The sequence below is a fragment of the Pseudomonas sp. ZT5P21 genome, assembly GCF_054897785.1.
On record NZ_CM142705.1, the window covers coordinates 2,315,842 to 2,340,418 of the forward strand.

Annotated in this window: 22 protein-coding genes; 6 read left to right on the forward strand and 16 right to left on the reverse strand. The window is 59.4% G+C overall.

Annotated elements, in window-relative coordinates; all coding sequences use genetic code 11:
* Window positions 1-152 precede the first annotated feature (152 nt).
* The 6 genes from ACYZT9_RS10765 to ACYZT9_RS10790 are packed head-to-tail and all read left to right on the forward strand — an operon-like array spanning window position 153 to window position 6,089.
* Entirely contained in the window at window positions 153-1,247 is a 1,095-nt protein-coding gene (locus ACYZT9_RS10765) for an ABC transporter ATP-binding protein (RefSeq protein WP_462009771.1), read from the forward strand.
* Complete coding sequence (locus ACYZT9_RS10770; RefSeq protein WP_462009772.1) at window positions 1,247-2,344, forward strand: ABC transporter ATP-binding protein; 1,098 nt, start codon at window positions 1,247-1,249, stop codon at window positions 2,342-2,344. Before ACYZT9_RS10765 ends, ACYZT9_RS10770 begins: the two co-directional genes overlap by 1 nt.
* Window positions 2,341-3,207: a carbohydrate ABC transporter permease gene (locus ACYZT9_RS10775; protein ID WP_462009773.1), complete on the forward strand. Its 867-nt coding sequence runs from the start codon at window positions 2,341-2,343 to the stop codon at window positions 3,205-3,207. Before ACYZT9_RS10770 ends, ACYZT9_RS10775 begins: the two co-directional genes overlap by 4 nt.
* Before the next feature lie 8 nt (window positions 3,208-3,215).
* Window positions 3,216-4,016: a carbohydrate ABC transporter permease gene (locus ACYZT9_RS10780; protein WP_017339615.1), complete on the forward strand. Its 801-nt coding sequence runs from the start codon at window positions 3,216-3,218 to the stop codon at window positions 4,014-4,016.
* Between the two features lie 10 nt (window positions 4,017-4,026).
* Complete coding sequence (locus ACYZT9_RS10785; protein ID WP_462010192.1) at window positions 4,027-4,299, forward strand: DUF2160 domain-containing protein; 273 nt, start codon at window positions 4,027-4,029, stop codon at window positions 4,297-4,299.
* A 47-nt stretch (window positions 4,300-4,346) separates the two neighbouring features.
* A complete protein-coding gene (locus ACYZT9_RS10790) occupies window positions 4,347-6,089 on the forward strand; it encodes an ABC transporter substrate-binding protein (protein ID WP_462009774.1) in 1,743 nt (580 codons plus the stop codon).
* 234 nt (window positions 6,090-6,323) lie between these two features.
* Here the strand turns inward: ACYZT9_RS10790 and ACYZT9_RS10795 are convergent, their stop codons facing one another.
* The 16 genes from ACYZT9_RS10795 to aceA form a co-directional block, all read right to left on the reverse strand.
* A complete protein-coding gene (locus ACYZT9_RS10795) occupies window positions 6,324-6,701 on the reverse strand; it encodes a type II toxin-antitoxin system VapC family toxin (RefSeq protein WP_462009775.1) in 378 nt (125 codons plus the stop codon).
* Window positions 6,701-7,057 carry a type II toxin-antitoxin system Phd/YefM family antitoxin gene (locus tag ACYZT9_RS10800; protein WP_462010193.1) on the reverse strand — a complete coding sequence of 119 codons (357 nt, stop codon included), beginning with the start codon at window positions 7,055-7,057 and terminating at the stop codon, window positions 6,701-6,703. The genes ACYZT9_RS10795 and ACYZT9_RS10800 overlap by 1 nt, the downstream gene beginning before the upstream one ends.
* Before the next feature lie 279 nt (window positions 7,058-7,336).
* The gene (gene nuoN, locus ACYZT9_RS10805; protein WP_462009776.1) at window positions 7,337-8,800 is read right to left on the reverse strand and encodes an NADH-quinone oxidoreductase subunit NuoN; all 1,464 of its coding nucleotides are present in this window, start codon (window positions 8,798-8,800) and stop codon (window positions 7,337-7,339) included.
* A 7-nt stretch (window positions 8,801-8,807) separates the two neighbouring features.
* Window positions 8,808-10,340, reverse strand: coding sequence for an NADH-quinone oxidoreductase subunit M (gene nuoM, locus ACYZT9_RS10810; RefSeq protein WP_462009777.1), 1,533 nt, complete (start codon window positions 10,338-10,340; stop codon window positions 8,808-8,810).
* Window positions 10,341-10,380: 40 nt separating this feature from the next.
* Window positions 10,381-12,234 (reverse strand): NADH-quinone oxidoreductase subunit L, encoded by a 1,854-nt coding sequence (gene nuoL / locus ACYZT9_RS10815; RefSeq protein WP_462009778.1) that lies wholly within the window; start codon window positions 12,232-12,234, stop codon window positions 10,381-10,383.
* Window positions 12,231-12,539 carry an NADH-quinone oxidoreductase subunit NuoK gene (nuoK, locus tag ACYZT9_RS10820; protein WP_007940879.1) on the reverse strand — a complete coding sequence of 103 codons (309 nt, stop codon included), beginning with the start codon at window positions 12,537-12,539 and terminating at the stop codon, window positions 12,231-12,233. Before nuoK ends, nuoL begins: the two co-directional genes overlap by 4 nt.
* A 2-nt stretch (window positions 12,540-12,541) precedes the next feature.
* Entirely contained in the window at window positions 12,542-13,045 is a 504-nt protein-coding gene (nuoJ, locus tag ACYZT9_RS10825; RefSeq protein ID WP_462009779.1) for an NADH-quinone oxidoreductase subunit J, read from the reverse strand.
* A 9-nt stretch (window positions 13,046-13,054) separates the two neighbouring features.
* On the reverse strand, window positions 13,055-13,600 hold the full coding sequence (nuoI, locus tag ACYZT9_RS10830) for an NADH-quinone oxidoreductase subunit NuoI (RefSeq protein WP_157712570.1): 546 nt from the start codon (window positions 13,598-13,600) through the stop codon (window positions 13,055-13,057).
* 12 nt (window positions 13,601-13,612) lie between these two features.
* Window positions 13,613-14,620, reverse strand: coding sequence for an NADH-quinone oxidoreductase subunit NuoH (nuoH, locus tag ACYZT9_RS10835; RefSeq protein WP_059406599.1), 1,008 nt, complete (start codon window positions 14,618-14,620; stop codon window positions 13,613-13,615).
* Entirely contained in the window at window positions 14,617-17,331 is a 2,715-nt protein-coding gene (nuoG, locus tag ACYZT9_RS10840) for an NADH-quinone oxidoreductase subunit NuoG (protein WP_462009780.1), read from the reverse strand. The genes nuoH and nuoG overlap by 4 nt, the downstream gene beginning before the upstream one ends.
* Window positions 17,332-17,468: 137 nt before the next feature.
* Window positions 17,469-18,824, reverse strand: a complete 1,356-nt coding sequence (gene nuoF / locus ACYZT9_RS10845; protein WP_462009781.1) for an NADH-quinone oxidoreductase subunit NuoF — start codon at window positions 18,822-18,824, stop codon at window positions 17,469-17,471.
* On the reverse strand, window positions 18,821-19,318 hold the full coding sequence (gene nuoE, locus ACYZT9_RS10850) for an NADH-quinone oxidoreductase subunit NuoE (RefSeq protein WP_008053447.1): 498 nt from the start codon (window positions 19,316-19,318) through the stop codon (window positions 18,821-18,823). The genes nuoF and nuoE overlap by 4 nt, the downstream gene beginning before the upstream one ends.
* A 2-nt stretch (window positions 19,319-19,320) precedes the next feature.
* On the reverse strand, window positions 19,321-21,105 hold the full coding sequence (gene nuoC / locus ACYZT9_RS10855) for an NADH-quinone oxidoreductase subunit C/D (protein WP_462009782.1): 1,785 nt from the start codon (window positions 21,103-21,105) through the stop codon (window positions 19,321-19,323).
* A gap of 72 nt (window positions 21,106-21,177) precedes the next feature.
* Window positions 21,178-21,852, reverse strand: coding sequence for a NuoB/complex I 20 kDa subunit family protein (locus ACYZT9_RS10860; RefSeq protein ID WP_007946424.1), 675 nt, complete (start codon window positions 21,850-21,852; stop codon window positions 21,178-21,180).
* Between the two features lie 10 nt (window positions 21,853-21,862).
* Complete coding sequence (locus ACYZT9_RS10865; protein WP_077045930.1) at window positions 21,863-22,276, reverse strand: NADH-quinone oxidoreductase subunit A; 414 nt, start codon at window positions 22,274-22,276, stop codon at window positions 21,863-21,865.
* 651 nt (window positions 22,277-22,927) lie between these two features.
* On the reverse strand, window positions 22,928-24,253 hold the full coding sequence (gene aceA / locus ACYZT9_RS10870) for an isocitrate lyase (RefSeq protein ID WP_462009783.1): 1,326 nt from the start codon (window positions 24,251-24,253) through the stop codon (window positions 22,928-22,930).
* Window positions 24,254-24,577: the final 324 nt, after the last annotated feature.

Below are 24,577 nucleotides of genomic sequence, written 5' to 3' on the forward strand. Positions count from 1 at the left end.
TCAGTCGCGGTTGTTCATTTCTGTTCAGCAACGAACGCGGTTTTCCCTCTTGTTGAAGGATTTTCAAACCACATCAAAGACTTGCAATTTCTGGCACGAAAGTCGCTCTGTAGCTCCGGTCGCTTGACTCCAAAAATAAAAAAGGCCGAGCCATGTCATTAACCCTGGAACACGTCAGCCGCACCGTCGAGGGCCAGACCTGGATCGATGATGCGAGCCTTAGTTTCGAACCCGGATCCTTCAACGTTTTGCTCGGCCGCACGCTGTCCGGCAAAACCAGCCTGATGCGCCTGATGGCCGGTCTGGACAAGCCCGACAGCGGCCGCATCCTGATGAACGGCGTCGACGTCACCCAACGCCCCGTGCGTTTGCGCAACGTGTCGATGGTCTATCAGCAGTTCATCAATTACCCGACCATGACGGTGTTCGAGAACATCGCATCGCCGTTGCGCCAGGGCGGCGTTTCCAATGAGCTGATCCAGAGCAAAGTGCTGGAAACCGCGAAGATGCTGCGCATCGAGAAGTTTCTCCAGCGCTATCCGCTGGAGCTCTCCGGCGGCCAGCAACAACGTACGGCCATGGCCCGCGCATTGGTCAAGGACGCCGAGCTGATCCTGTTCGACGAGCCGCTGGTGAACCTCGACTACAAGTTGCGCGAAGAACTGCGTCAGGAAATGCGCGAGCTGTTCATGGCGCGGCACACCATCGCCATTTACGCCACCACCGAACCCAACGAAGCGCTGGCGCTGGGCGGCACCACCACCATTCTTCACGAAGGGCGGGTGATCCAGAGCGGCAAGTCCTCCGAGGTTTATCACCAGCCGCAATCGGTGCTGGCGGCGGAGCTGTTCTCCGAGCCACCGATCAACCTGATGCCGGGCCGCATCGCCGGCAATGAAGTCAGCTTCGCCAATTTCGTGCACTTCCCGTTGAACGTGGATTTGCGCCCGGTAGGCGAGGGCGAGTTCCGCTTCGGCGTGCGCCCCAGCCATATCTCGCTGGTGCCGAGCAATGACGATGATCTCGAACTGGCGGTGACCGTCGAGGTCGCCGAGATCAGCGGTTCGGAAACCTTCCTGCACGTGCGCAACGAGCATTTCCTGTTGGTGCTGCATTTGCCCGGGGTCCACGAATACGACGTCGATGCGCCGATTCGCATCTATATCCCGACCCATAAACTGTTTGTGTTCGATGCGCAGGGACGACTGGTCCAGGCGCCCGGTCGCCGTATCGCGAGGGTTGCCTGATGGCCGAAATCCGTTTGCAGAACCTCGCCCATAGTTACACCCGCACGCCAACCGGCCCCGAGGATTATGCGATCCGCGAGATGGACCACATCTGGGAGCAGGGCGGTGCGTATGCGTTGCTCGGGCCTTCGGGTTGCGGCAAGTCGACCTTGCTCAACATCATTTCCGGGTTGCTCAGTCCGTCCCAGGGCCATGTCCTGTTCGATGGCAAGGCGGTCAATGACCTGACCCCGGAAAAACGCAACATCGCCCAGGTTTTCCAGTTTCCGGTGGTCTACGACACCATGACGGTGTTCGATAACCTGGCGTTTCCGCTGCGCAATCAGGGTATGGCCGAAGCAAAAATTCACACCAAGGTGCAGGAAATTGCCGAGGTCCTCGACCTTCAGGCATTGCTGAGCAAGAAGGCGCGCAACCTCACCGCCGATGAAAAGCAGAAAGTCTCGATGGGTCGTGGCCTGGTGCGCGATGACGTGTCGGCGATCCTCTTCGATGAGCCGCTGACGGTGATCGACCCGCACCTGAAGTGGAAGCTGCGGCGCAAGCTCAAGCAGATCCACGAGCAGTTCAACATCACCATGGTCTACGTCACCCACGATCAGTTGGAGGCCTCGACGTTCGCCGACAAGATCGCGGTGATGTACGGCGGGCAGATCGTGCAATTTGGCACGCCACGGGAATTGTTCGAGCGGCCGAGCCACACCTTTGTTGGCTATTTCATCGGCAGCCCGGGGATGAACCTGATCGAGGTGCAACCGCAACCGGGTGGCGTCGGGTTTGCATCGACGCATCTGCCGTTGTCCGAGGCGCAACAGACACGTATCGCCGAGTCCGAGTGGAAAACCCTGAAGGTCGGTATCCGTCCGGAATTCGTGCATGTCTGGGACGAACCGTTTGATGACGCGATGCAGGCACAGGTCGTACACGTCGAAGACCTCGGCACCTACAAGATCATGACCCTGAACCTCGACGGCGTGCCGTTGAAAGTGCGTCTGGCCGAAGACAAACCGGTGCCGGAAGGCACGGCGTATATCAGCTTTCCGGCGCAATGGTTGATGGTCTACGCCGATGATTACCTCATGGAGGTGCTGCCATGAACAAGGTGCAGAACAACAAGGCGTGGTGGCTGGTGCTGCCGGTGTTTTTGCTGGTGGCGTTCAGTGCGGTGATCCCGATGATGACCGTGGTCAACTATTCGGTGCAGGACATTTTCGACCAGTCCAGCCGCTACTTCGTTGGCGCTGATTGGTACAGACAGGTGCTGCTTGACCCACGGCTGCACGATTCGCTACTGCGGCAGTTCATCTATTCCGGATGCGTATTGCTGATCGAAATCCCGCTGGGTATCGCCATCGCGCTGACTATGCCAACCAAGGGCCGTTGGTCTTCATTGGTGTTGATCATTCTGGCGATTCCACTGCTGATTCCGTGGAACGTAGTCGGGACGATCTGGCAGATTTTCGGCCGGGCCGATATTGGCTTGCTCGGTTCGAGCCTCAATGCCATGGGGATCAGCTACAACTATGCGTCCAACACCATGGATGCCTGGGTCACCGTGCTGGTGATGGACGTCTGGCACTGGACCTCATTGGTGGCGCTGTTGTGTTTCTCCGGGTTGCGGGCGATCCCGGACGTGTACTACCAGGCGGCGCGGATTGATCGGGCCTCGGCCTGGGCGGTTTTCCGACATATCCAGTTGCCCAAACTCAAGAGCGTGCTGTTGATCGCGGTGATGCTGCGGTTCATGGACAGTTTCATGATCTACACCGAGCCGTTCGTGCTCACCGGCGGCGGACCGGGGAATGCCACGACCTTCCTCAGTCAGACCCTGACGCAAATGGCCATCGGGCAATTCGACCTCGGCCCGGCGGCCGCTTTCTCGCTGGTGTACTTCCTGATCATCCTGTTGGTGTCCTGGCTGTTCTACACCGCCATGACTCACTCTGACGCCAACCGCTGAGGTCTGCCATGAGTAAAAGAAAGCTGATTCCACTGCTGATCTACATCCTGTTCCTGCTGGTGCCGATCTACTGGCTGCTGAACATGTCCTTTAAGAGCAACACCGAAATCCTCAGCGGCCTGACCCTGTTTCCGCAGGATTTCACCTTCGCCAATTACAAAGTGATCTTCACCGATCCGGCCTGGTACACCGGCTACCTCAACTCGCTGTATTACGTGAGCCTGAACACGGTGATCTCTCTGAGCGTGGCGTTGCCGGCGGCCTACGCGTTTTCGCGCTATCGCTTCCTGGGCGACAAGCACCTGTTCTTCTGGCTGCTGACCAACCGCATGGCGCCGCCTGCGGTGTTTCTGTTGCCGTTCTTCCAGCTCTATTCCTCGATCGGTCTGTTCGACACTCATATCGCGGTGGCACTGGCGCATTGCCTGTTCAACGTGCCGCTGGCGGTTTGGATTCTTGAGGGCTTCATGTCCGGCGTTCCGAAAGAAATCGACGAAACCGCCTACATTGATGGCTACAGTTTTCCCAAGTTCTTCGTGAAGATTTTCGTGCCGCTGATTGGCTCGGGGATAGGCGTGACAGCGTTTTTCTGCTTCATGTTTTCCTGGGTCGAACTGCTGCTCGCGCGGACACTGACGTCGGTGAATGCCAAACCGATTGCGGCAGTGATGACCCGGACCGTCTCGGCGTCGGGTATCGACTGGGGCGTGCTGGCGGCGGCGGGGGTGCTGACGATCCTGCCGGGCATGCTGGTGATCTGGTTTGTGCGCAACCATGTGGCCAAGGGCTTTGCCCTGGGCCGGGTATGAGGAACTGATGATGGAATGGATGAGCTGGACCGCCCCGACGGCAACGTTTTTCTGCATCATTGCCTTGATCCTGGTCGGCATGACGACCTGGGAATTGCGTTCGCCGAGCATTCTTCGGCGTGGTTTCTTGCCGATTGCCACCACCCGTGGCGATCGGCTGTTTATCGGTCTTCTCGGCAGCGCCTACCTGCATTTGCTGGTAATTGGCGTCACCGACTGGAGCATCTGGGTAGCGTCCGCGTTGTCCCTGGTGTGGCTGTTGGCTGTGATGCGTTGGGGCTAGTCGAATCGCTCGGCAATCTTGCTCCGAAACCTAATAAGGAGGTCTCTATGTTCGACAAAAACAATAAGCTGCGACATAGCATTTCATTGGCAGCCACGCTGGCACTCAGCGGTCTGAGCGCTTCGGCCTGGGCCGATGCCTATGAAGACGCCGCGAAGAAATGGATCGGCAGCGAATTCAAGCCGTCCACGCTGACGGCCGATCAACAACTGGAAGAGCTGAAGTGGTTCATCAAGGCGGCCGAGCCGTTTCGCGGGATGAGCATCAAAGTGGTCTCGGAAACCATCGCCACCCACGAGTATGAGTCCAAAACGCTGGCCAAGGCCTTTACCGAGATCACCGGAATCAAGCTGACCCACGACCTGTTGCAGGAAGGCGACGTGGTGGAAAAGCTGCAGACCCAGATGCAATCGGACAAAAACATCTATGACGGCTGGGTCAACGACTCGGACTTGATCGGTACGCACCTGCGTTACGGCAAGACCGAGTCGATCACCGACTTGATGGCCAACGAGGGCAAGGCTTACACCTCGCCAACCCTGGATATCAAAGACTTTATCGGCATCTCTTTCACCACGGCACCGGACGGCAAGATCTATCAGTTGCCCGACCAGCAGTTCGCCAACCTTTACTGGTTCCGCGCCGACTGGTTCGAACGTGCGGACCTGAAAGCCAAGTTCAAGGAAAAGTACGGTTACGAGTTGGGCGTACCGGTGAACTGGTCGGCCTATGAAGACATCGCCAAGTTCTTCAGCGAAGACGTCAAGGAAATCGACGGCAAGCGCGTTTACGGGCACATGGACTACGGCAAGAAAGACCCCTCGCTGGGTTGGCGTTTCACCGACGCCTGGTTTTCCATGGCGGGCGCCGGCGATAAAGGCATCCCCAACGGTTTGCCGGTGGACGAGTGGGGCATCCGCGTCGAGGACTGCCATCCGGTCGGCTCCAGCGTAACCCGTGGCGGCGACACCAATGGCCCGGCGGCGGTGTTTGCCACCACCAAATATGTCGAATGGCTGAAGAAGTACGCGCCACCGGAAGCGGCGGGCATGACCTTCTCCGAATCCGGTCCGGTACCGTCCCAGGGCAACATCGCCCAGCAGATCTTCTGGTACACCGCATTCACCGCCGACATGACCAAGCCGGGTCTGGCGGTGATGAACGCCGACGGCACGCCGAAGTGGCGCATGGCGCCATCGCCGCGCGGACCGTATTGGGAGGAGGGCATGAAGCTGGGGTATCAGGATGTGGGTTCCTGGACCTTCATGAAGTCCACGCCTGAGAAACAAAAACTCGCAGCCTGGCTCTATGCGCAGTTCGTGACATCGAAAACCGTTTCGCTGAAGAAAACCATCGTCGGTCTGACCCCGATCCGCGAGTCGGACATCAACTCACAAGCGATGACCGATCTGGCACCGAAACTCGGTGGCCTGGTGGAGTTCTACCGCAGCCCGGCCCGCGTGCAATGGACACCTACCGGGACCAACGTGCCGGATTATCCGCGTCTGGCGCAACTGTGGTGGAGCCACATTGCCGAAGCCGCGAGCGGCGAGAAAACGCCGCAGCAGGCACTTGATGGCCTGGCCAAGGATCAGGACGCGATCATGACCCGTCTGGAACGCTCGAAGGCGCAAGCCACTTGCGCACCGAAGATGAACCCGGAGCGCGATGCGCAATACTGGTTGGATCAACCCGGTGCACCGAAGCCAAAACTGGCGAACGAGAAGCCCAAGGGTGAAACCGTGAACTACAACGAACTGCTGAAATCATGGGCGGATGCGCGCAAATAACAGCTGAAACCTGAAACGCGAACGGCACCGGAAGGTGCCGTTTTTGTTTGTGTCTGATCTGCCGTCTTCGCGAGCAAGCTCGCTCCCACAGTTAATCCCAAGTGTTCACAGGAGATCTACTGTGGGAGCGGGCTTGTTCCGGGCGGCGTTCCGACGAAGAGGCCATTCCGTGCACCCAATTACTCAAGCCGAACAAATACCTCACAGAAACAATGGTCACCTGTGGTTGGCCGGTCAGACTAAAACAGCCAAATCCGTGTACCGGGCAACCAATGGATCGGCGGTAAGGAGTTTCATGGGTTCTGTCATGGCTGTTGCAATAATGAGGCGGTCAAACGGATCACGATGGTGATGTTCGAGGTCTTTCACGGCAATGGCATGCTCGGAAGTTATCGGCAATTCGATGAACCCGCTTTCGAGACAGTACTGCCGGATTTCTTCCAGATCAACGTTCAGCTTTCCCCATCCGACCTTGATCGCCATCTCCCAGAATGTCGCTGCGCTGACGTAAATGTCGGCCGCATTCTCAACGAGCTTTCTGGCTTTGCCGGATAGTCTGGGATCATCGCTGAGTGTCCAAAGCAGAATGTGCGTGTCGAGCAGAAGCCTCATTATTGAGTGCCCTCAAACGCATCGAGCATATCGGCCGGCAGTGAGGCGTCAAAGTCTTCAGGAAACACCAGTTTGCCCTTCATCGCTCCGATGCGCTGTCCACATGGTTTTCCAACCGGAACCAGGCGTGCAAGGGCGCGGCCATGTTTGGCAATCGTGATGATCTGTCCGGCGGCTGCGTCATCGACGAGTTTGGACAGATTGTTTTTTGCTTCGGCCAAAGGAACGACGATCATGATTTCTCTCCCATATTCTGGACAAATATAGCCAGAATATTTGGGGGCGGCAAAGTTACGTGGCGCCTCAGTGCAGACGAATGGCAGGGTCGGAGGCTGCGATTTGTAGTGGAGCCGCATAACTTTACTCTGGCACTCTGCAGCCAGGGCATCAAAGCCCTCTACCAGTTCGGAAAAGATGTCACGGTTCATTGTTCGTTCTCGCGTTGATTTATCTATCCAGCAGTCATTCAAGATAGAGCCAGCGCTCAATACTAGATGTAGGACGAGGCGGGTATTACGGCGAGAGCTTTCAGGGATTTTGGATGGAGGGTAGAGCGCTGGTAACAAATCCTACAAAAACAAAAACGGCACCCGAAGGTGCCGTTTCTGTTTTCTACCGAGTTTCGCTTCAGGCGATCAACCCGACAACCCGGCCTGTTGAACCAGGACCAGCAACGGCTGCGGATACAATCCAAGGAAGAACGCCAGTGCGGCAATGGCCAGCAGCATCACGCCGCCCGCACGTTGTTCCCAGTGCAGTTGCGCATCGTGGCGACGCAGGTTTGGCTCGATCAGGTACAAGGTGACCATGACGCGCAAGTAGTAGAAAACGCCGATGGCGCTGCCCAGTACCAGAGAACCGACCAGCCACCATTGGTGCGACTCGACGCCGGTGGCGATTATGTAGAACTTGCCGATGAAGCCCGCGGTCAGCGGGATGCCGGCCAGGGACAGCATCATAACGGTCAGGACGGCGGTCAGGTACGGGCGGCGCCAGAACAGGCCACGGTACTCGTACAGCGCATCGGCGTCACGGCCGTTGTACGGCGAGGACATCAGCGTGATCACACCGAAGGCGCCGAGGCTGGTGATGACGTAGGTGACCAGGTACACGCCGATGGCTTCCACGGCCAGACCTTTGCTCGCCACCAGGGCGATCAGCAGGTAGCCGAAGTGAGCGATGGACGAGTAACCCAGCAGACGCTTGAGGTTGCTCTGGGTCAGGGCCAGCAGGTTACCGAACAGGATCGACGCGATGGCGATGATGGTCAGCACGTCGCTCAGTACACCGCTGCTCGCCGCTGGCGAGATCTGGAACAGACGCACCATCACCGCGAACACAGCAACTTTCGAAGCGGTCGCCAGGAACGCCGCCACCGGTGCCGGAGCCCCTTCGTAAACGTCCGGCGTCCAGAGGTGGAACGGTACCAGCGACAGCTTGAACGCCAGACCGATCAGCATCATGCCCAGACCCAATTGCGCCAGCGAGCTTGGCAGGCCAGTGGCCGCGAGGGCCTGACCGATACCGACGAAGCTCAGGCTGCCGGAATCGGCGTAGAGCAGGGCCATACCGAACAACAGGAACGCGGAACCGGCGGCCGAGAGCACCATGTACTTGATACCGGCTTCCAGCGAGCGCTTGTTGAAGAAGGCATACGCCACCAGACCGTAGACAGGCACCGAGAGCAGTTCCAGACCGATGAACAACCCGGCCAGGTGCTGCGCGCTGACCAGAACCAGGCCACCGGCGGCGGCCATCAGGATCAGCAGGTACAGTTCTTCGCGGTTGCCCGGGTAGCCCGAACCGCCATCGCCGAGGTAGGCGTGGGCGAGGGTCACACAAGCGAGGGTGGCGACCAGGATCAGCGCCATGTACAAGCAAGCGAAGCTATCGATCTGCAGCAGTGGAGTCACAGCCAACGGTGCGACTTTCAGAGCCGGCAGGATCGACAGCAACGCCAGGTTCAGACCCGCCACGGAAATCAGGAAGGTCTGCGAGTGGTTGCGGCGCCAGGCGATCGCCAGCATCACCACGATGATCGTGGCGCTGGTGATCAACAACGGCGCTAGCGCGATAAAGTGTTGAGTCGTGAATTCCATAGCGCTCTTACCGGGCCGAAGCGAGTTGAGTGAAGGCGGTGCCGAGCCATTGCTGCACGCCATGCATCGTCGCAGCAGAGGTATCGAGGAACGGTTGCGGGTACACGCCGATGTAGATCAGCAACGCCGCAAGCCCGACCACCATGATCAGTTCGCGACCGTCCATGCCGTGCAGTACCGCGTCCGATTTGGCCGGACCGAAGTACGCACGGTGGATCATGATCAGCGAGTAGACCGAACCGAACACCAGGCCCGACGTCGCGATGATGGTGACCCAAGGCGCGGCAGGGAAGGTGCCGATCAGGATCAGGAACTCACCGACGAAGTTACCGGTACCCGGCAAGCCCAGGGACGCCGCAGCAAAGAACAGGCTGAGGGCCGGCAGGTAAGCGATCTTCGACCACAGGCCACCCATTTCACGCATGTCGCGGGTGTGGGTGCGCTCGTACAACTGACCGCTGAGGATAAAGAGTGCCGCGGCCGACAGACCGTGCGCCAGCATCTGCATCACCGCGCCCTGCAGCGCCAGTTGGCTGCCGGAGTAGATGCCGATCAGTACGAAGCCCATGTGGGAAACGGACGAGAAGGCGATCAGACGTTTGATGTCGGTTTGTGCGAAGGCCAGGAACGCGCCGTAGAAGATCCCGATCAGACCGAGGGTCATGGCGAACGGCGCGAACTCGGCCGAGGCATTCGGGAACAGTGGCAGGGCGAAACGCAGCAGACCGTAAGCAGCGGTTTTCAACAAGATACCGGCCAGGTCGACCGAACCCGCGGTTGGCGCCTGGGCGTGAGCGTCAGGCAACCAGGAGTGGAACGGCACGACTGGCAGCTTCACCGCGAAGGCGATGAAGAAGCCGAGCATCAGGATGTACTCGGTGGTCAGCGACATCTTGGTTTTCAACAGATCGGCGTAATTGAAAGTAATCACGCCGGTATCGTTGAAGTTGACCAGAACCAGGCCGAGGATCGCCACCAGCATGATCAGGCCGGAGGCCTGAGTGAAGATGAAGAACTTGGTCGCCGCGTAGATCCGGGTTTTCTTGCCGTCCGAAGAACTGTGACCCCAGAGCGCGATGAGGAAGTACATCGGCACCAGCATCATTTCCCAGAAGAAGAAGAACATGAACAGGTCGAGGGCAAGGAACACGCCGACGACACCGCCCAGGATCCACATCAGGTTCAGGTGGAAGAAGCCAACGTGACGCTGGATTTCTTTCCACGAGCAGAGGACCGAAAGCACCCCCAGCAGACCGGTCAGCAGGATCATCAGCAGCGACAGGCCGTCGAGGGCCAGGTGCACGCTGATGCCGAAGCGCTCGATCCAGATGTGCTTGAACTCAAGCACCCAGGTCGGATCGGCGCCAGGCGCCGGGGCAAATGAATAGTCACCGTTGGCCCACAGCCAGAGGCCGAGGGAGAGCAACAGGGACATGGTGATCAGCGCAACCCAGCGGGGGAGGGTGGCGCCGAAGCGCTCACCCATCCAGCACAGCAGGCCGCCGATGAAGGGGATCAGGATTAGCCAAGGCAGAATCATGACGGGCTCAATTCCTTTCGCAAGTTCGCAAGGTTCATATTCACACCGCTACCAGCACGATGGCGCCGATGACCAGCACGGAGCCGGCTGCCATCGAGGCCGCGTACCAACGCAGTTGACCGGTTTCGGTACGGCTCAGGGCGGTGTGGCCGCCTTTGGCCATACGCGGGATCAGACCGATGGTCTGGTCGAGCGGGTCTTTGCGCAGTCCGTGGCTGATCGCCAGGTATGGCTTGACGAACAGTTTGTCGTAGATCCAGTCGAAGCCCCAGGCAGCGAACCACCAGGCCGAAAGGAAGCGGCCGATGCCGCTGCTGGCGATTGCAGTGACGAAACGACGCTTGCCGAGGAACAGCAACGCGGCCAGCAGGATACCGGCCAGGGCGATGGCGCCCGAAGCGATTTCCAGACTGTGCTTGGCGTCGCCGCCGGCATGGCCGACGCTTTCCGGCAGCACACCGTGCAGCGGCGGAACGATCATCGCGCCGATGGCGGTGGACAATACGATCAGCACCGACAGTGGCAGCCAGTGAGCAATGCCGTGACCGGCGTGCGCTTCGGTCTTCGCTTCACCATGGAACGCGATGAAGATCAGGCGGAAGGTGTACAGCGACGTCATGAACGCACCGACCAGACCTGCATAGAGCAGACCCTGGTTGCCGCTGGCGAACGCTTCCCAGAGGATTTCGTCCTTGGAGTAGAAGCCGGCGGTCACCAGTGGCAGGGCCGCCAGGGCCGCGCCGCCGACGATGAAGCTGGCGTAGGCCAGCGGCAGTTTCTTCCACAGGCCGCCCATCTTGAAGATGTTCTGCTCGTGGTGGCAGGCAACGATCACCGCACCGGAGGCAAGGAACAACAGCGCCTTGAAGAACGCGTGGGTCATCAGGTGGAAGATCGCGCCATCCCAGGCTCCCACGCCCAGCGCCAGGAACATGTAGCCGATCTGGCTCATGGTCGAGTAGGCGAGGATACGTTTGATGTCGGTCTGAACCAGTGCGGCAAAGCCGGCGAGTACCAGGGTCACGCCGCCGACGATGCCGACGAGGTGCAGGATCTCCGGCGCCAGGGTGAACAGACCGTGGGTACGGGCGATCAGGTAGACACCGGCGGTCACCATGGTCGCGGCGTGGATCAGTGCCGAAACCGGGGTAGGGCCGGCCATCGCATCCGCCAGCCAGGTTTGCAGCGGCAGTTGCGCGGATTTACCGACAGCGCCGCCCAGCAGCATCAGGGTGGCCATGACCATCCAGAAGTCGCCGGTCTGGAATTTCTGCGGTGCCAGCACCAGCAGTTCCTGAACGTTCAGCGTGCCCAGTTGCGCGAACAGGATGAACAGGCCGATGGCCATGAACACGTCGCCGATCCGGGTCACGATAAAGGCTTTGAGTGCCGCGTTACCGTTGTTGCGGTTGCTGTAATAGAAACCGATCAACAGGTACGAGCACAGGCCCACGCCTTCCCAGCCGAAGTACAGGAACAACAGGTTATCGCCCAGCACCAGGAACAGCATGCTGGCGATAAACAGGTTGGTGTAGGCGAAAAAGCGCGAGTAACCGGCTTCACCGCGCATGTACCAAGACGCGAACAGGTGGATCAGGAAGCCGACACCGACGACCACGCCGAGCATGGTCAGGGACAGACCATCCAGGTACAGCGCGAAGTTCGGCGTAAAGCCTTCCACCGCCATCCACTGCCACAACACCTGGGTGTAGTGACCGCCCTCAGGTGGCGCGACGTTGAATTGCCAGATCACGTAGGCCGTGACGATGGCAGACAAGCCGATGGAACCGACGCCGATCAGCGCCGACAGGTTTTCCGAGAGGCGTCCACGGGAGAACGACAGCAGCAGGAAACCTATGAGAGGGAATACGAAAGTCAGATAGAGAAGATTCATCCGCGCATCTCGCTGGCAGCGTCGATATCGAGAGTGTGGAAGCGGCGATACAGCTGCAACAGAATCGCCAGGCCAATACTGGCCTCGGCGGCTGCCAGGCTGATCACCAGGATGAACATGATCTGTCCATCCGGCTGCGCCCAGCGGCTACCGGCAACGATGAACGCCAGTGCGGAGGCGTTCATCATGACCTCCAGGCTCATCAGCACGAAGAGAATGTTGCGGCGGACCATCAGGCCAACCAGACCGAGGCAGAACAGGATGCCGGCGACCGCCAGACCATGCTCCAGAGGGATAGCAGGCATCGTCATTGCTCCTTGGCTTCGTTGCGGCCCAAGTGGAACGCCGTGACGGCCGCTGCAAGCAGCAGCATCGAGGCGAGTTCGACCACCAGCAGATAAGGACCGAACAGGCTGATGCCCACGGCCTTGGCATCTACGGTGGTGTGGCCGATGGCCTGACCGCTCTGATCGGCGAACAGCACGTACAGCAGTTCAACCAGCAGCAGCGCGCCGAGAATGACCGGGCCGAGCCAGATGCCGGGCTTGAGCCAGACGCGCTCTTGCTGAACCGAGGCCGGGCCCAGGTTCAGCATCATCACCACGAACACGAACAGCACCATGATGGCGCCAGCGTAGGCGATCACTTCCAGAACACCGGCAAACGGTGCGCCGAGGGCGAAGAACGTCATTGCCACGGCGATCAGCGAAATGATCAGGTAGAGCAGGGCGTGCACGGGGTTGGTGTGGGTGATCACGCGAAGCGTAGACACCACTGCGATACCCGATGCGAAATAGAAAGCGAATTCCATCTTTCTTCCTTAAGGCAGCAAGCTCTTCACGTTGATCGGTTCGGCTTCGTTCTGCGCGGAGCCTTTCGGCTTCCCGGCAATCGCCATACCTGCAACACGATAGAAGTTGTAATCAGGGTTTTTGCCGGGGCCGGAGATCAGCAGATCTTCTTTCTCGTAAACCAGGTCCTGACGTTTGAACTCGGCCATTTCGAAATCCGGTGTCAGCTGGATCGCGGTGGTCGGGCAGGCTTCCTCGCAGAGGCCGCAGAAAATGCAGCGCGAGAAGTTGATGCGGAAGAAGTCCGGGTACCAGCGACCGTCTTCGGTTTCAGCTTTCTGCAGCGAGATGCAGCCAACCGGGCACGCCACGGCGCACAGGTTGCAGGCTACACAACGCTCTTCACCATCAGGGTCGCGGGTCAGGACGATACGGCCACGGTAGCGCGGCGGCAGGTACACGGCTTCTTCCGGGTACTGCAGCGTGTCGCGCTTGCGGAAGGCATGGCCGAAGATCATCACCAGGCTGCGAAGCTGGGTGAAGAAGCCATGCACGATGTCAAAAATGTACTTCATGATTCTCTATCCTCACTGAGCCGCGACGGCGGGCGTGTTGAGCAACACGATCGCAGCGGTCACCAGCATGTTGACGAGGGTCAGCGGCAGGCAGAACTTCCAGCTGAAGTCCATCACTTGGTCATACCGTGGGCGCGGAATCGAGGCGCGCAGCAGGATGAAGATCATGATGAAGAACGCGGTTTTCAGCGCGAACCAGATGAACGGGATCTGCGGCAGAATGCCGAACGGACCGTGCCAGCCACCGAAGAACAAGGTCACCAGCAGCGCCGAAATCAGCACGATGCCGATGTACTCACCGACGAAGAACATGCCCCATTTCATGCCGGCGTATTCAATGTGGTAACCGTCGGCCAGTTCCTGCTCCGCTTCCGGCTGGTCGAACGGGTGACGGTGAGTCACGGCGACGCCGGCGATGAAGAAGGTCAGGAAACCGAAGATCTGCGGGATGATGAACCACAGGTTCTGTGCTTGATAATCAACGATGTCGCGCATGTTGAACGAGCCGACCTGGATCACGATGCCCATCAGCGACAGGCCCATGAACACTTCGTACGACACGGTTTGTGCCGAGGCCCGCAAGCTGCCCAAGAGGGCGAACTTGTTGTTACTCGACCAGCCTGCGAACAGCACCGCGTAGACCGACAGACCCGCCATGGCGAAGAAGAACAGAATGCCGATGTTCAGGTCCGCCACGCCCCAGGTCGGGGTGATCGGGATGATCGCGAAGGCAATCAGCAGGGCGCTCATGGCCACGACCGGTGCCAGGGTGAAGATCATCTTGTCGGCGAACGGTGGCGTCCAGTCTTCCTTGAAGAACATCTTGATCATGTCGGCCGCGATCTGGAACGCGCCGAACGGGCCGACGCGGTTCGGACCGTAACGGTCCTGCCAGAGGGCGAGCAAACGACGCTCGACCCAGCTCAGCAACGCGCCGCAGACCACAACGGCAAGCAGAATCACGATGGCCTGGATGACCGCGATGATCACATCGATCACTTCAGGAGTGAACCAAGTCATAGCGCTGCCTCCTGCAGACCGTCAACGGATTTGCCAAAGATCGCTGGCGGAATGCCGGCGATGCCCGCAGGCAATGCAACCAGACCGGCACCCAGCTCTTCGTTGATCCGCAGCGGCAGACGCAAGGTCTGACCCGCGACGTTCAAGCTCAGCAGGGCACCGTCGTTGACGCCCAGGCGGTCGGCTTCGGATTTGGCCAACGCGACGTAAGCGGCCGGGATGCGTTCCTGAACCGGTGCGGCTTTCGAAGAGTTCTCTTCGCTGCCGAGCAGGTGGAAGAACGGCACAACCTGCCAGGTGCCCGGCGCCGGGTTGAACGCACGCGGAACAGCCGCGAACCAGTTCAACGAGTCACCGGCGCTTTCGATCAGGCGGGTGCCCGGGTCGCCAGCGCGGATGTGACCACCGACTTCGTCCTGGAACTTGTTCCAGGCCTGCGGCGAGTTCCAGCCCGGAGACCAGGCGAATGGCACTTGCTGGCGCGGTTCCACCGAGCCCGAGTAACCTTCCATCGAGAAGTTGAACGCGGTGTCGTTGTCTTGCGGAGTACGCGGTTCGTGCACGTTGATGTCGGCGCGCATGGCGGTGCGACCCGAGTAGCGCAGCGGTTCGCGGGCCAGTTTCATACCCTTGATGCGGAACGCGGCGGACGGTGCGGCATCGACGATACGCGCCAGTTGTGGCGTGCTCGACGCCACAGCGGCGGTGACGTGGTCCAGTTGGGTCCAGTCGATCGGCTGGTTCAACAGGGTGGCACGCAGGGCATGCAGCCAGCGCCAGCCTTCGTGAACCAGAATGCTCGCGTCCATGTATTTCGGGTCGAAGACCTGGAAGAAACGCTGGGCGCGACCTTCTTGGCTGACCAGCGTACCGTCGCCTTCAGCGAAGCTGGCGGCCGGCAGAACCAGGTGCGCGCGATCGCTGGTGGCGGTCTTCTGATGGTCAGCCACGATCACCACTTTCGCGGCGGTCAGGGCTGCATCGACCTTGGCTTTGTCGGTACGGGTGTACAGATCGTTTTCCAGCACGACAATGGCGTCTGCCTTGCCGTCGATCACCGCTTGCAGTGCTGCATCGACCGATTCGCCACCGAGCATGGCCAGGCCGAGGCTGTTGGCCTCCGGCACGATCAGGCTGATGGAGCCGTTCTTCTCGCGCAGCTTCAAGGCTTTGGCGATGTTGGCGGCAGCTTCGATCAACGCCTTGGAACCCAACGAGGTGCCGGCAATGATTAATGGGCGCTTGGCGGCGAGCAGGGCGTCGGCGATGCGCTTGGCCAGGTCGAGGGCTTCAGTGTCCAGTCCATCAACCGCTGGAGCGCTGGCATCGAGGGCGTGAGCCACGGCGAAACCGATGCGCGCCAGGTCGTCCGGAGCGGCGTGAACGCATTCTTCGGCGATGTCATCGAGCTTGGTTTCAGCCAGGCTGGCGATGAACAGCGGGTTCAGTTCATGCTGACCGATGTTCTTCACCGCAGCGTCGAGCCAAGGCTGAACGCGCATGGCGTCGGCCATGTCTTCGGCCTTGCCCTTGACCGACTGACGCAGGGACAGTGCCATACGGGCGGCCGTCTGGGTCAGGTCTTCGCCGAGGACGAAAATCGCGTCGTGGTCTTCGATATCGCGCATGTTCGGGATCGGCAGCGGGCTGTCTTTCAGCACCTGCATGACCAGACGAATACGCTCCAGTTCGGCCGCTTCGATGCCGGAGTAGAAGTGGTCGGCGCCGACCAGTTCGCGCAACGCGTAGTTGCTTTCGAGGCTGGCACGCGGCGAACCGATACCGACGATGTTGCGACCACGCAGCAGGTCGGCGGCTTTATCCAGCGCTTCGTCGAGGCTCAGCTTGGCGCCGCTGGCCAGCAGCGGCTGACGCGGGCGGTCTTCGCGGTTGACGTAGCCGTAGCCGAAACGGCCACGGTCGCACAGGAAGTACTGGTTGACCGAACCGTTGAAGCGGTTTTCGATCCGGCGCAGTTCACCGTAGCGTTCGCCCGGGGAAATGTTGCAACCGCTGGAGCAGCCATGGCAGATGCTCGGCGAGAACTGCATGTCCCACTTGCGGTTGTAGCGCTCGGAGTGAGTCTTGTCGGTGAACACACCGGTCGGGCAGACCTCGGTGAGGTTGCCGGAGAACTCGCTTTCCAGCACGCCGTCTTCAACGCGACCGAAGTACACGTTGTCGTGGGCGCCGAACACACCGAGGTCTGTGCCGCCAGCGTAATCCTTATAGAAGCGCACGCAGCGGTAGCAAGCGATGCAGCGGTTCATTTCGTGGGAAATGAACGGGCCCAGTTGCTGGTTCTGGTGAGTACGTTTGGTGAAGCGATAACGGCGTTCGTTGTGGCCGGTCATCACGGTCATGTCTTGCAGGTGGCAGTGACCGCCTTCCTCACAGACCGGGCAGTCGTGAGGATGGTTGGTCATCAGCCATTCAACGACGCTGGCGCGGAATACTTTCGCTTCTTCGTCGTCGATGGAGATCCAGCTGCCGTCGGTGGCGGGCGTCATGCACGACATGACGATCCGACCACGCTTGTCGTTCTCGTCGGTGTACTGCTTGACCGCACACTGGCGGCAAGCGCCAACGCTGCCTAGGGCTGGGTGCCAGCAGAAATACGGGATATCGAGGCCTAGCGACAGACATGCCTGTAACAGGTTGTCTGCCCCATCGACTTCGAGCTCTTTGCCGTCTACGTGGATAGTGGCCATGGTTCAAAGTTCTTCGTTGGCCCGGTGTCAGCGGGCGTGGCTAATGGAATCTTGTTATTCGTCCGAATCCAAACAGCCTGTAAAAGGCGTCATCGAACGAAAGGCGAAGGGCACGGACCCTTCGCCTTTTTAAGCGTTTACGCGCCGACTACGATCGGCCTTGCCAGAGGCGGGACGGCGGCGCTGGTGGGCGCGATGCCGGCTTCGAACTCTGGACGGAAGTATTTGATTGCGCTGCCCAACGGCTCCACGGCGCCCGGTGCGTGAGCACAGAAGGTCTTGCCTGGGCCGAGGAAGCCGACCAGACCCAGCAGGGTCTCGATATCGCCGGCTTGCCCTTCACCGTTCTCGATGGCGCGCAGCAGCTTGACGCTCCACGGCAAACCGTCACGGCACGGGGTGCAGAAACCGCACGACTCACGGGCGAAGAACTCTTCCATGTTGCGCAGCAGGGACACCATGTTGACGCTGTCGTCCACCGCCATGGCCAGGCCGGTACCCATACGGGTGCCCACTTTGGCGATGCCGCCGGCGTACATTTGTGCGTCGAGGTGTTCCGGCAACAGGAAACCAGTACCGGCGCCGCCAGGCTGCCAGCATTTGAGTTTGTAACCGTCGCGCATGCCGCCGGCATAATCTTCGAACAACTCGCGACCGGTGACGCCGAATGGCAACTCCCACAGGCCCGGGTTCTTGACCTTGCCGGAGAAGCCCATGAGTTTGGTGCCCATGTCTTCGCTGCCTTCGCGCGCCAACGATTTGTACCAGTCCACGCCGTCGGCAATGATCGCCGGGACGTTGCACAGGGTTTCAACGTTGTTCACGCAGGTCGGCTTGCCCCACACGCCGACGGCGGCAGGGAAAGGCGGCTTGGAGCGCGGATTGGCGCGGCGGCCTTCGAGGGAGTTGATCAGTGCGGTTTCTTCACCGCAGATGTAACGCCCTGCGCCAGTGTGAACGAACAGCTCGAAATCGAAGCCGCTGCCCAGGATGTTCTTGCCCAGCAGGCCCGCAGCCTTGGCTTCTTCCACTGCACGGTTCAGGTGCTTGGCGGCGGTGGTGTACTCGCCACGCAGGAAGATGTAGCCACGGTAGGTTTTCAGCGCGCGGGCACTGATCAGCATGCCTTCGATCAGCAGATGGGGCAGTTGCTCCATCAGCATGCGGTCTTTCCAGGTGTTCGGCTCCATTTCATCCGCGTTGCACAGCAGGTAGCGGATGTTGATGGATTCGTCCTTTGGCATCAGGCCCCACTTCACGCCCGTGGGGAAGCCTGCACCGCCGCGACCCTTGAGGCCGGCGTCTTTCACGGTCTGGACGATGTCGTCCTGAGCCATGTCGGCGAAAGCCTTGCGCGCGGCGGCGTAGCCGTTCTTAGACTGGTACTCGTCGAGCCACACAGCTTCGCCGTCGTCACGCAGACGCCAGGTCAGCGGGTGAGTCTCGGCCGAACGCTTGATGCGGTTGGCAGGACCGAAGGAAGTCAGGGTCATACGTAGCCCTCGAGCAATTTGGCAACGCCGGCAGGCTGCACATCACCGAAAGTGTCGTCGTCGATCATCAACGCCGGCGCCTTGTCGCAGTTGCCGAGGCAGCAGACCGGCAGCAGGGTGAAACGACCGTCGGTGGTGGTTTGACCCAGGCCGATGCCGAGTTTGCTCTGGATTTCGCTGACCACCGATTCATGGCCGCCGATGTAGCAGACCATGCTGTCGCAGACGCGAATGATGTGACGACCGACGGGCTGACGGAAGATCTGGCTATAAAACGTCGCCACACCTTCAACGTCGCTAGCCGGAATGCCGAGGATCTCGCCGATGGCGTAGAGCGCGCCGTCAGGCACCCAGCCACGTTCCTTCTGGACGATCTTCAGGGCTTCGATCGACGCCGCGCGCGGGTCTTCGTAGTGATGCAGCTCGTGCTCGATGGCCGAGCGCTCGGTTTCACTGAGGGTGAAACGGTCTGTCTGGATAAGCGTGCTGTTCATGCTTAGCGGTCCACGTCGGCCATAACGAAATCGATACTACCCAGGTACGCGATCAAGTCCGCGACCATGCTGCCTTTGATCACCGAAGGGATCTGCTGCAGGTGCGGGAAGCTTGGGGTGCGAATCCGGGTGCGGTAGCTCATGGTGCCGCCATCGCTCGTCAGGTAATAACTGTTGATGCCCTTGGTCGCTTCGATCATCTGGAAGGATTCGTTGGCCGGCATGACCGGGCCCCACGAAACTTGCAGGAAGTGCGTGATCAGGGTCTCGATGTGTTGCAGCGTGCGCTCTTTCGGCGGCGGCGTGGTCAGCGGGTGATCCGCCTTGTACGGGCCTTCCGGCATATTGCGCATGCACTGGTCGATGATCTTGATGCTCTGGCGCATTTCTTCGACGCGCACGATGCAACGGTCGTAGGCATCGCCATTGACGGCCAGCGGCACTTCAAATTCGAAGTTTTCGTAGCCCGAGTATGGGCGGGCTTTACGCAGGTCGAAATCGCAACCGGTCGAACGCAGGCCGGCACCGGTGACGCCCCATTCCAGGGCTTGCTTGGTGTTGTAGTCGGCGACGCCGATGGTCCGGCCACGCAGGATGCTGTTGTCCAGAGCGGCTTTCTGGTATTCGTCCAGACGCTTTGGCATCCACTCGACGAAGTCTTTCACCAGTTTTTCCCAGCCGCGCGGCAGGTCGTGAGCGACGCCCCCGATGCGATACCAGGCCGGGTGCAGGCGGAAACCGGTAATGGCTTCGATCACCGTGTACGCCTTCTGACGGTCGGTGAACGTGAAGAACACCGGGGTCATGGCGCCGACGTCCTGGATGTACGTCCCCAGGAACAGCAGGTGGCTGGTGATCCGGAAGAACTCGGCCATCATGATGCGGATGACGTCGACCTTCTCGGGCACCTTGATGCCGGCCAGTTTCTCGACCGAGAGCACGTACGGCAGGTTGTTCATCACGCCGCCGAGGTAGTCGATACGGTCGGTGTACGGAATGAAGCTGTGCCAGGACTGACGCTCGGCCATCTTCTCGGCACCACGGTGGTGGTAACCGACGTCCGGTACACAGTCGACGATCTCTTCACCATCCAGCTGCAGGATGATGCGGAACGCACCGTGCGCGGAAGGGTGGTTGGGGCCGAGGTTGAGGAACATGTAGTCCTCGTTCGCCCCGGAACGCTTCATGCCCCAGTCTTCAGGCTTGAAGCGCGCGGCTTCTTCCTCAAGCTGTTGCTTGGCCAGGTTCAGGGTGAACGGGTCAAATTCAGTGGCACGGGCCGGGAAGTCCTTGCGCAGCGGGTGACCTTCCCAGGTCGGCGGCATCATGATGCGGGTCAGGTGCGGATGGCCGGCGAAGTCGATGCCGTACATGTCCCACACTTCGCGTTCGTACCAGTTGGCGTTCGGCCAGATCCCGGTAACGGTTGGCACGCTGAGGTCGCTCTCGGACAAGGCGACCTTGATCATCACGTCACTGTTACGTTCGATCGACATCAGGTGATAGAACACGGTGAAGTCGGCGCCGCTTGGCAGCCCCTGACGCTTGGTGCGCAGACGCTCGTCCACGCCGTGCAGGTCATAGAGCATGACGTACGGCTTGGGCAGGTTACGCAGGAAGGTCATTACTTCGACGAGTTTGGCACGGGCAACCCAAAGCACCGGCATGCCGGTGCGCGTAGGCTGGGCGGTGAATGCCTCGGGGCCAAAACGGTTGTTCAGTTCGACGACCACATCCTGGTCGTCTGCCTTGTAAGGCGGGATGTACAGAGCACTGCCTGTAGTCATGGTTATTTATCGCTTTCGGTCAACGTAAAGAATGAAGCCAGTTTTTCGTTTCATTGAAACAGCTGAACTGGATCAGACTTCGTCGGGGCTGCGCAGGTTGGTGACTGCGATACGCTGTTCGCGGCGCTTTTCCTTTTCGGAAGGCATCTCGGCGCGATAAACGCCTTGATCGCCAACGACCCAGGAAAGTGGACGACGCTCCTGGCCAATCGACTCCTGCAAAAGCATCAAGCCTTGCAGAAAAGCTTCAGGGCGGGGCGGGCAGCCAGGCACGTAGACGTCCACGGGCAGGAACTTGTCCACCCCTTGAACGACAGAGTAGATGTCGTACATGCCACCGGAGTTGGCGCACGAACCCATGGAGATTACCCATTTAGGTTCGAGCATTTGCTCGTAGAGACGCTGAATGATCGGCGCCATCTTGATGAAGCAGGTACCGGCGATAACCATGAAATCCGCCTGGCGCGGCGATGCCCGGATAACTTCGGCGCCAAAGCGCGCGATGTCGTGGGGCGCCGTGAAGGCGGTGGTCATTTCCACGTAGCAGCACGAAAGACCGAAGTTATACGGCCACAGGGAGTTCTTGCGCCCCCAGTTGATCGTGCCGTTAAGCACGTCTTCGAGCTTGCCCATGAAGATGTTTTTGTGGACTTGATCTTCTAACGGATCGGAAACGGTTTCCCGTTCGCCAATCGGATACTGCTCGTTAGGAGCATCGGGGTCGATCCTGGTGAGATTGTATTGCATTGCCAAAGCCTCATTGTTTCAGCTTCGCCTGCCGCTTGCGACGAGCTTCCGGAGCCCAGTCAAGGGCGCCCACTCGGAACAGGTAGACAAGACCTGCCAACAGAATTGCTATGAAAACGAGAGCTTCGACGAATCCGGTCCAGCCGCTTTCGCGGACGGACACAGACCAGGCAAAGAGAAAAAGGGCTTCGATATCGAAGATCACGAACAGCATCGCGACCAGATAGAATTTGGCTGAGAGCCGCAAGCGGGCGCCACCTGTGGGTAGCATGCCGGACTCGAACGGTTCGTTTTTGCTGCGGCCCCAGGCTTTTGACCCAAGGAGGCTGGAGACGCCAAGCATAAAGGCACACAGGCCGATAACGCCCAGAAGGAAAATGGCAAAGCCCCAGTTGTGGGCCATGAGTCCTGTCGCTTCGGGCATGCTGGTAATCCTTGACAGAGAGCAAAGGTCTCTGAGCTTGAAAAAGAAACAACGCAGTGACGATATGTCGCAGCAATCAATCCCGCTGATTTTATGGCACAACACCCTGCAAGTAAAATTCCTATAGCGAAATTATTTATAGGAATAAGGACATTGGATATCTCTAAGGCCGCGCAGCCCATGCGTTGCGGGCGTTAGCCGGCGTTTCATGAATTGTATTTTGTGCAGAATGTAACAAGCAAAGTTGGCCCCAAATGATAATCAATATTGTTTGAGTCGGTTTTCGAACTGTTTAACGGGTGAAGGGGTGAGAAGTTGGCTTATATGCACGTTACTGCAAGTAGCGGGTGGGGTCGTTTTACCGTGTTTTGCTGATCGCAGAAATGCGTTGGATCAATGATTCTGCCAAGGTCGCTTCGGTCAATGTGGGAGCGGGCTTGCTCGCGAATGCGGTGGCTCAATCGATTCAATGCTGACTGACCTTCCGCTTTCGCGAGCAAGTCGGATCGCCGCACCCTCCCACAGGATTTTTGCGCTGTTTGGAAACCGAACGCAAAAAAAACGCCCTGAACCAGTCGGGGCGTCAGATATGCGGCGTTGCGGTTAGCTTTTTATTCGATCCGCACCGGCCGTTTGTTCAGGCGAAGCAGATTAGTGGAACTGTTCTTCTTCAGTCGAACCGGTCAGTGCGGTCACCGAAGACGAGCCACCTTGAATCACGGTGGTCATGTCGTCGAAGTAGCCGGTGCCGACTTCCTGCTGGTGAGCCACGAAGGTGTAACCCTTGGAAGCGTCAGCGAACTCTTGCTCTTGCAGTTTCACGTAGGCAGTCATGTCGTTGCGGGCGTAGTCGTGCGCCAGGTTGAACATGCTGTGCCACATGTTGTGAATGCCAGCCAGGGTGATGAACTGGTGCTTGTAGCCCATGGCGGACAATTCGCGCTGGAACTTGGCGATGGTCGCGTCGTCCAGGTTTTTCTTCCAGTTGAAGGAAGGCGAGCAGTTGTACGACAGCAGTTGGTCCGGGTATTCCTTTTTGATCGCTTCAGCGAAGCGACGGGCCTCGTCCAGATCCGGCTTGGCGGTTTCGCACCAGATCAGGTCGGCGTACGGCGCGTAAGCCAGGCCGCGAGCGATCGCCTGGTCAAGACCGGCGCGCACTTTGTAGAAGCCTTCCTGGGTGCGTTCGCCAGTCACGAACGGCTGGTCGTACGGGTCGCAGTCGGACGTCAGCAGGTCAGCCGCGTTGGCATCGGTACGCGCCAGAATGATGGTCGGCGTGCCGGCAACGTCAGCCGCCAGACGAGCGGCGGTCAGCTTCTGCACAGCTTCCTGGGTGGGAACCAGTACCTTGCCACCCATATGGCCGCATTTTTTAACGGAAGCCAGTTGGTCTTCGAAGTGAACGCCGGCGGCGCCTGCTTCGATCATGCTTTTCATCAGCTCGTAGGCGTTCAGAACGCCGCCGAAACCGGCTTCAGCGTCAGCCACGATCGGTGCGAAGTAGTCGATGTAGCCTTCGTCGCCCGGGTTTTTGCCGGCCTTCCACTGGATCTGGTCAGCACGACGGAACGAGTTGTTGATGCGCTTGACCACGGTCGGAACCGAGTCCACCGGGTACAGCGACTGATCCGGGTACATCGATTCGGCGGAGTTGTTGTCCGCAGCCACTTGCCAGCCCGACAGGTAGATTGCCTGGATACCGGCTTTGACTTGTTGTACAGCCTGGCCGCCAGTCAGGGCGCCCATGCAGTTGACGAAATCTTTCTCAGGACGGAAGGACGGCTTGGCTCCCTGGGTCACCAGGTTCCAGAGCTTCTCGGCGCCCATTTTTGCAAAGGTGTGCTCAGGTTGAACCGAGCCACGCAGGCGGACGACGTCAGCAGCGGAGTAAGCGCGTGTCACGCCTTTCCAGCGTGGGTTTTCAGCCCAGTCTTTTTCGAGGGCTGCAATTTGCTGTTCGCGTGTCAGTGCCATGGAGATAAACCTCGTCGCGTCTTTTACGGAAAGTTGTTCTGCGTTGAAAAATTCATGCGCTCGCTGACCAGAAGCTTAGGCGGTCAAGTCGGATTTGGCGGGATTGGCGACAGGATGAACGATGGGCTCGAGGGGAAGTGAGCAGGTAAGGGCGGACTGGCGAGCGAATTCGGGCGTCGTGGGCCTTTATACGAACTTCAGTGTGATGCCGTGTTTACCTAAATACGCTTCCGTCCCTCGGGACAACTTCGTTCCAGTCGGCAACCTCGTCAAACACACCTTGTGGGCGGTACAGACACGAAACGGCTCGCGGGGTAGAGGCGA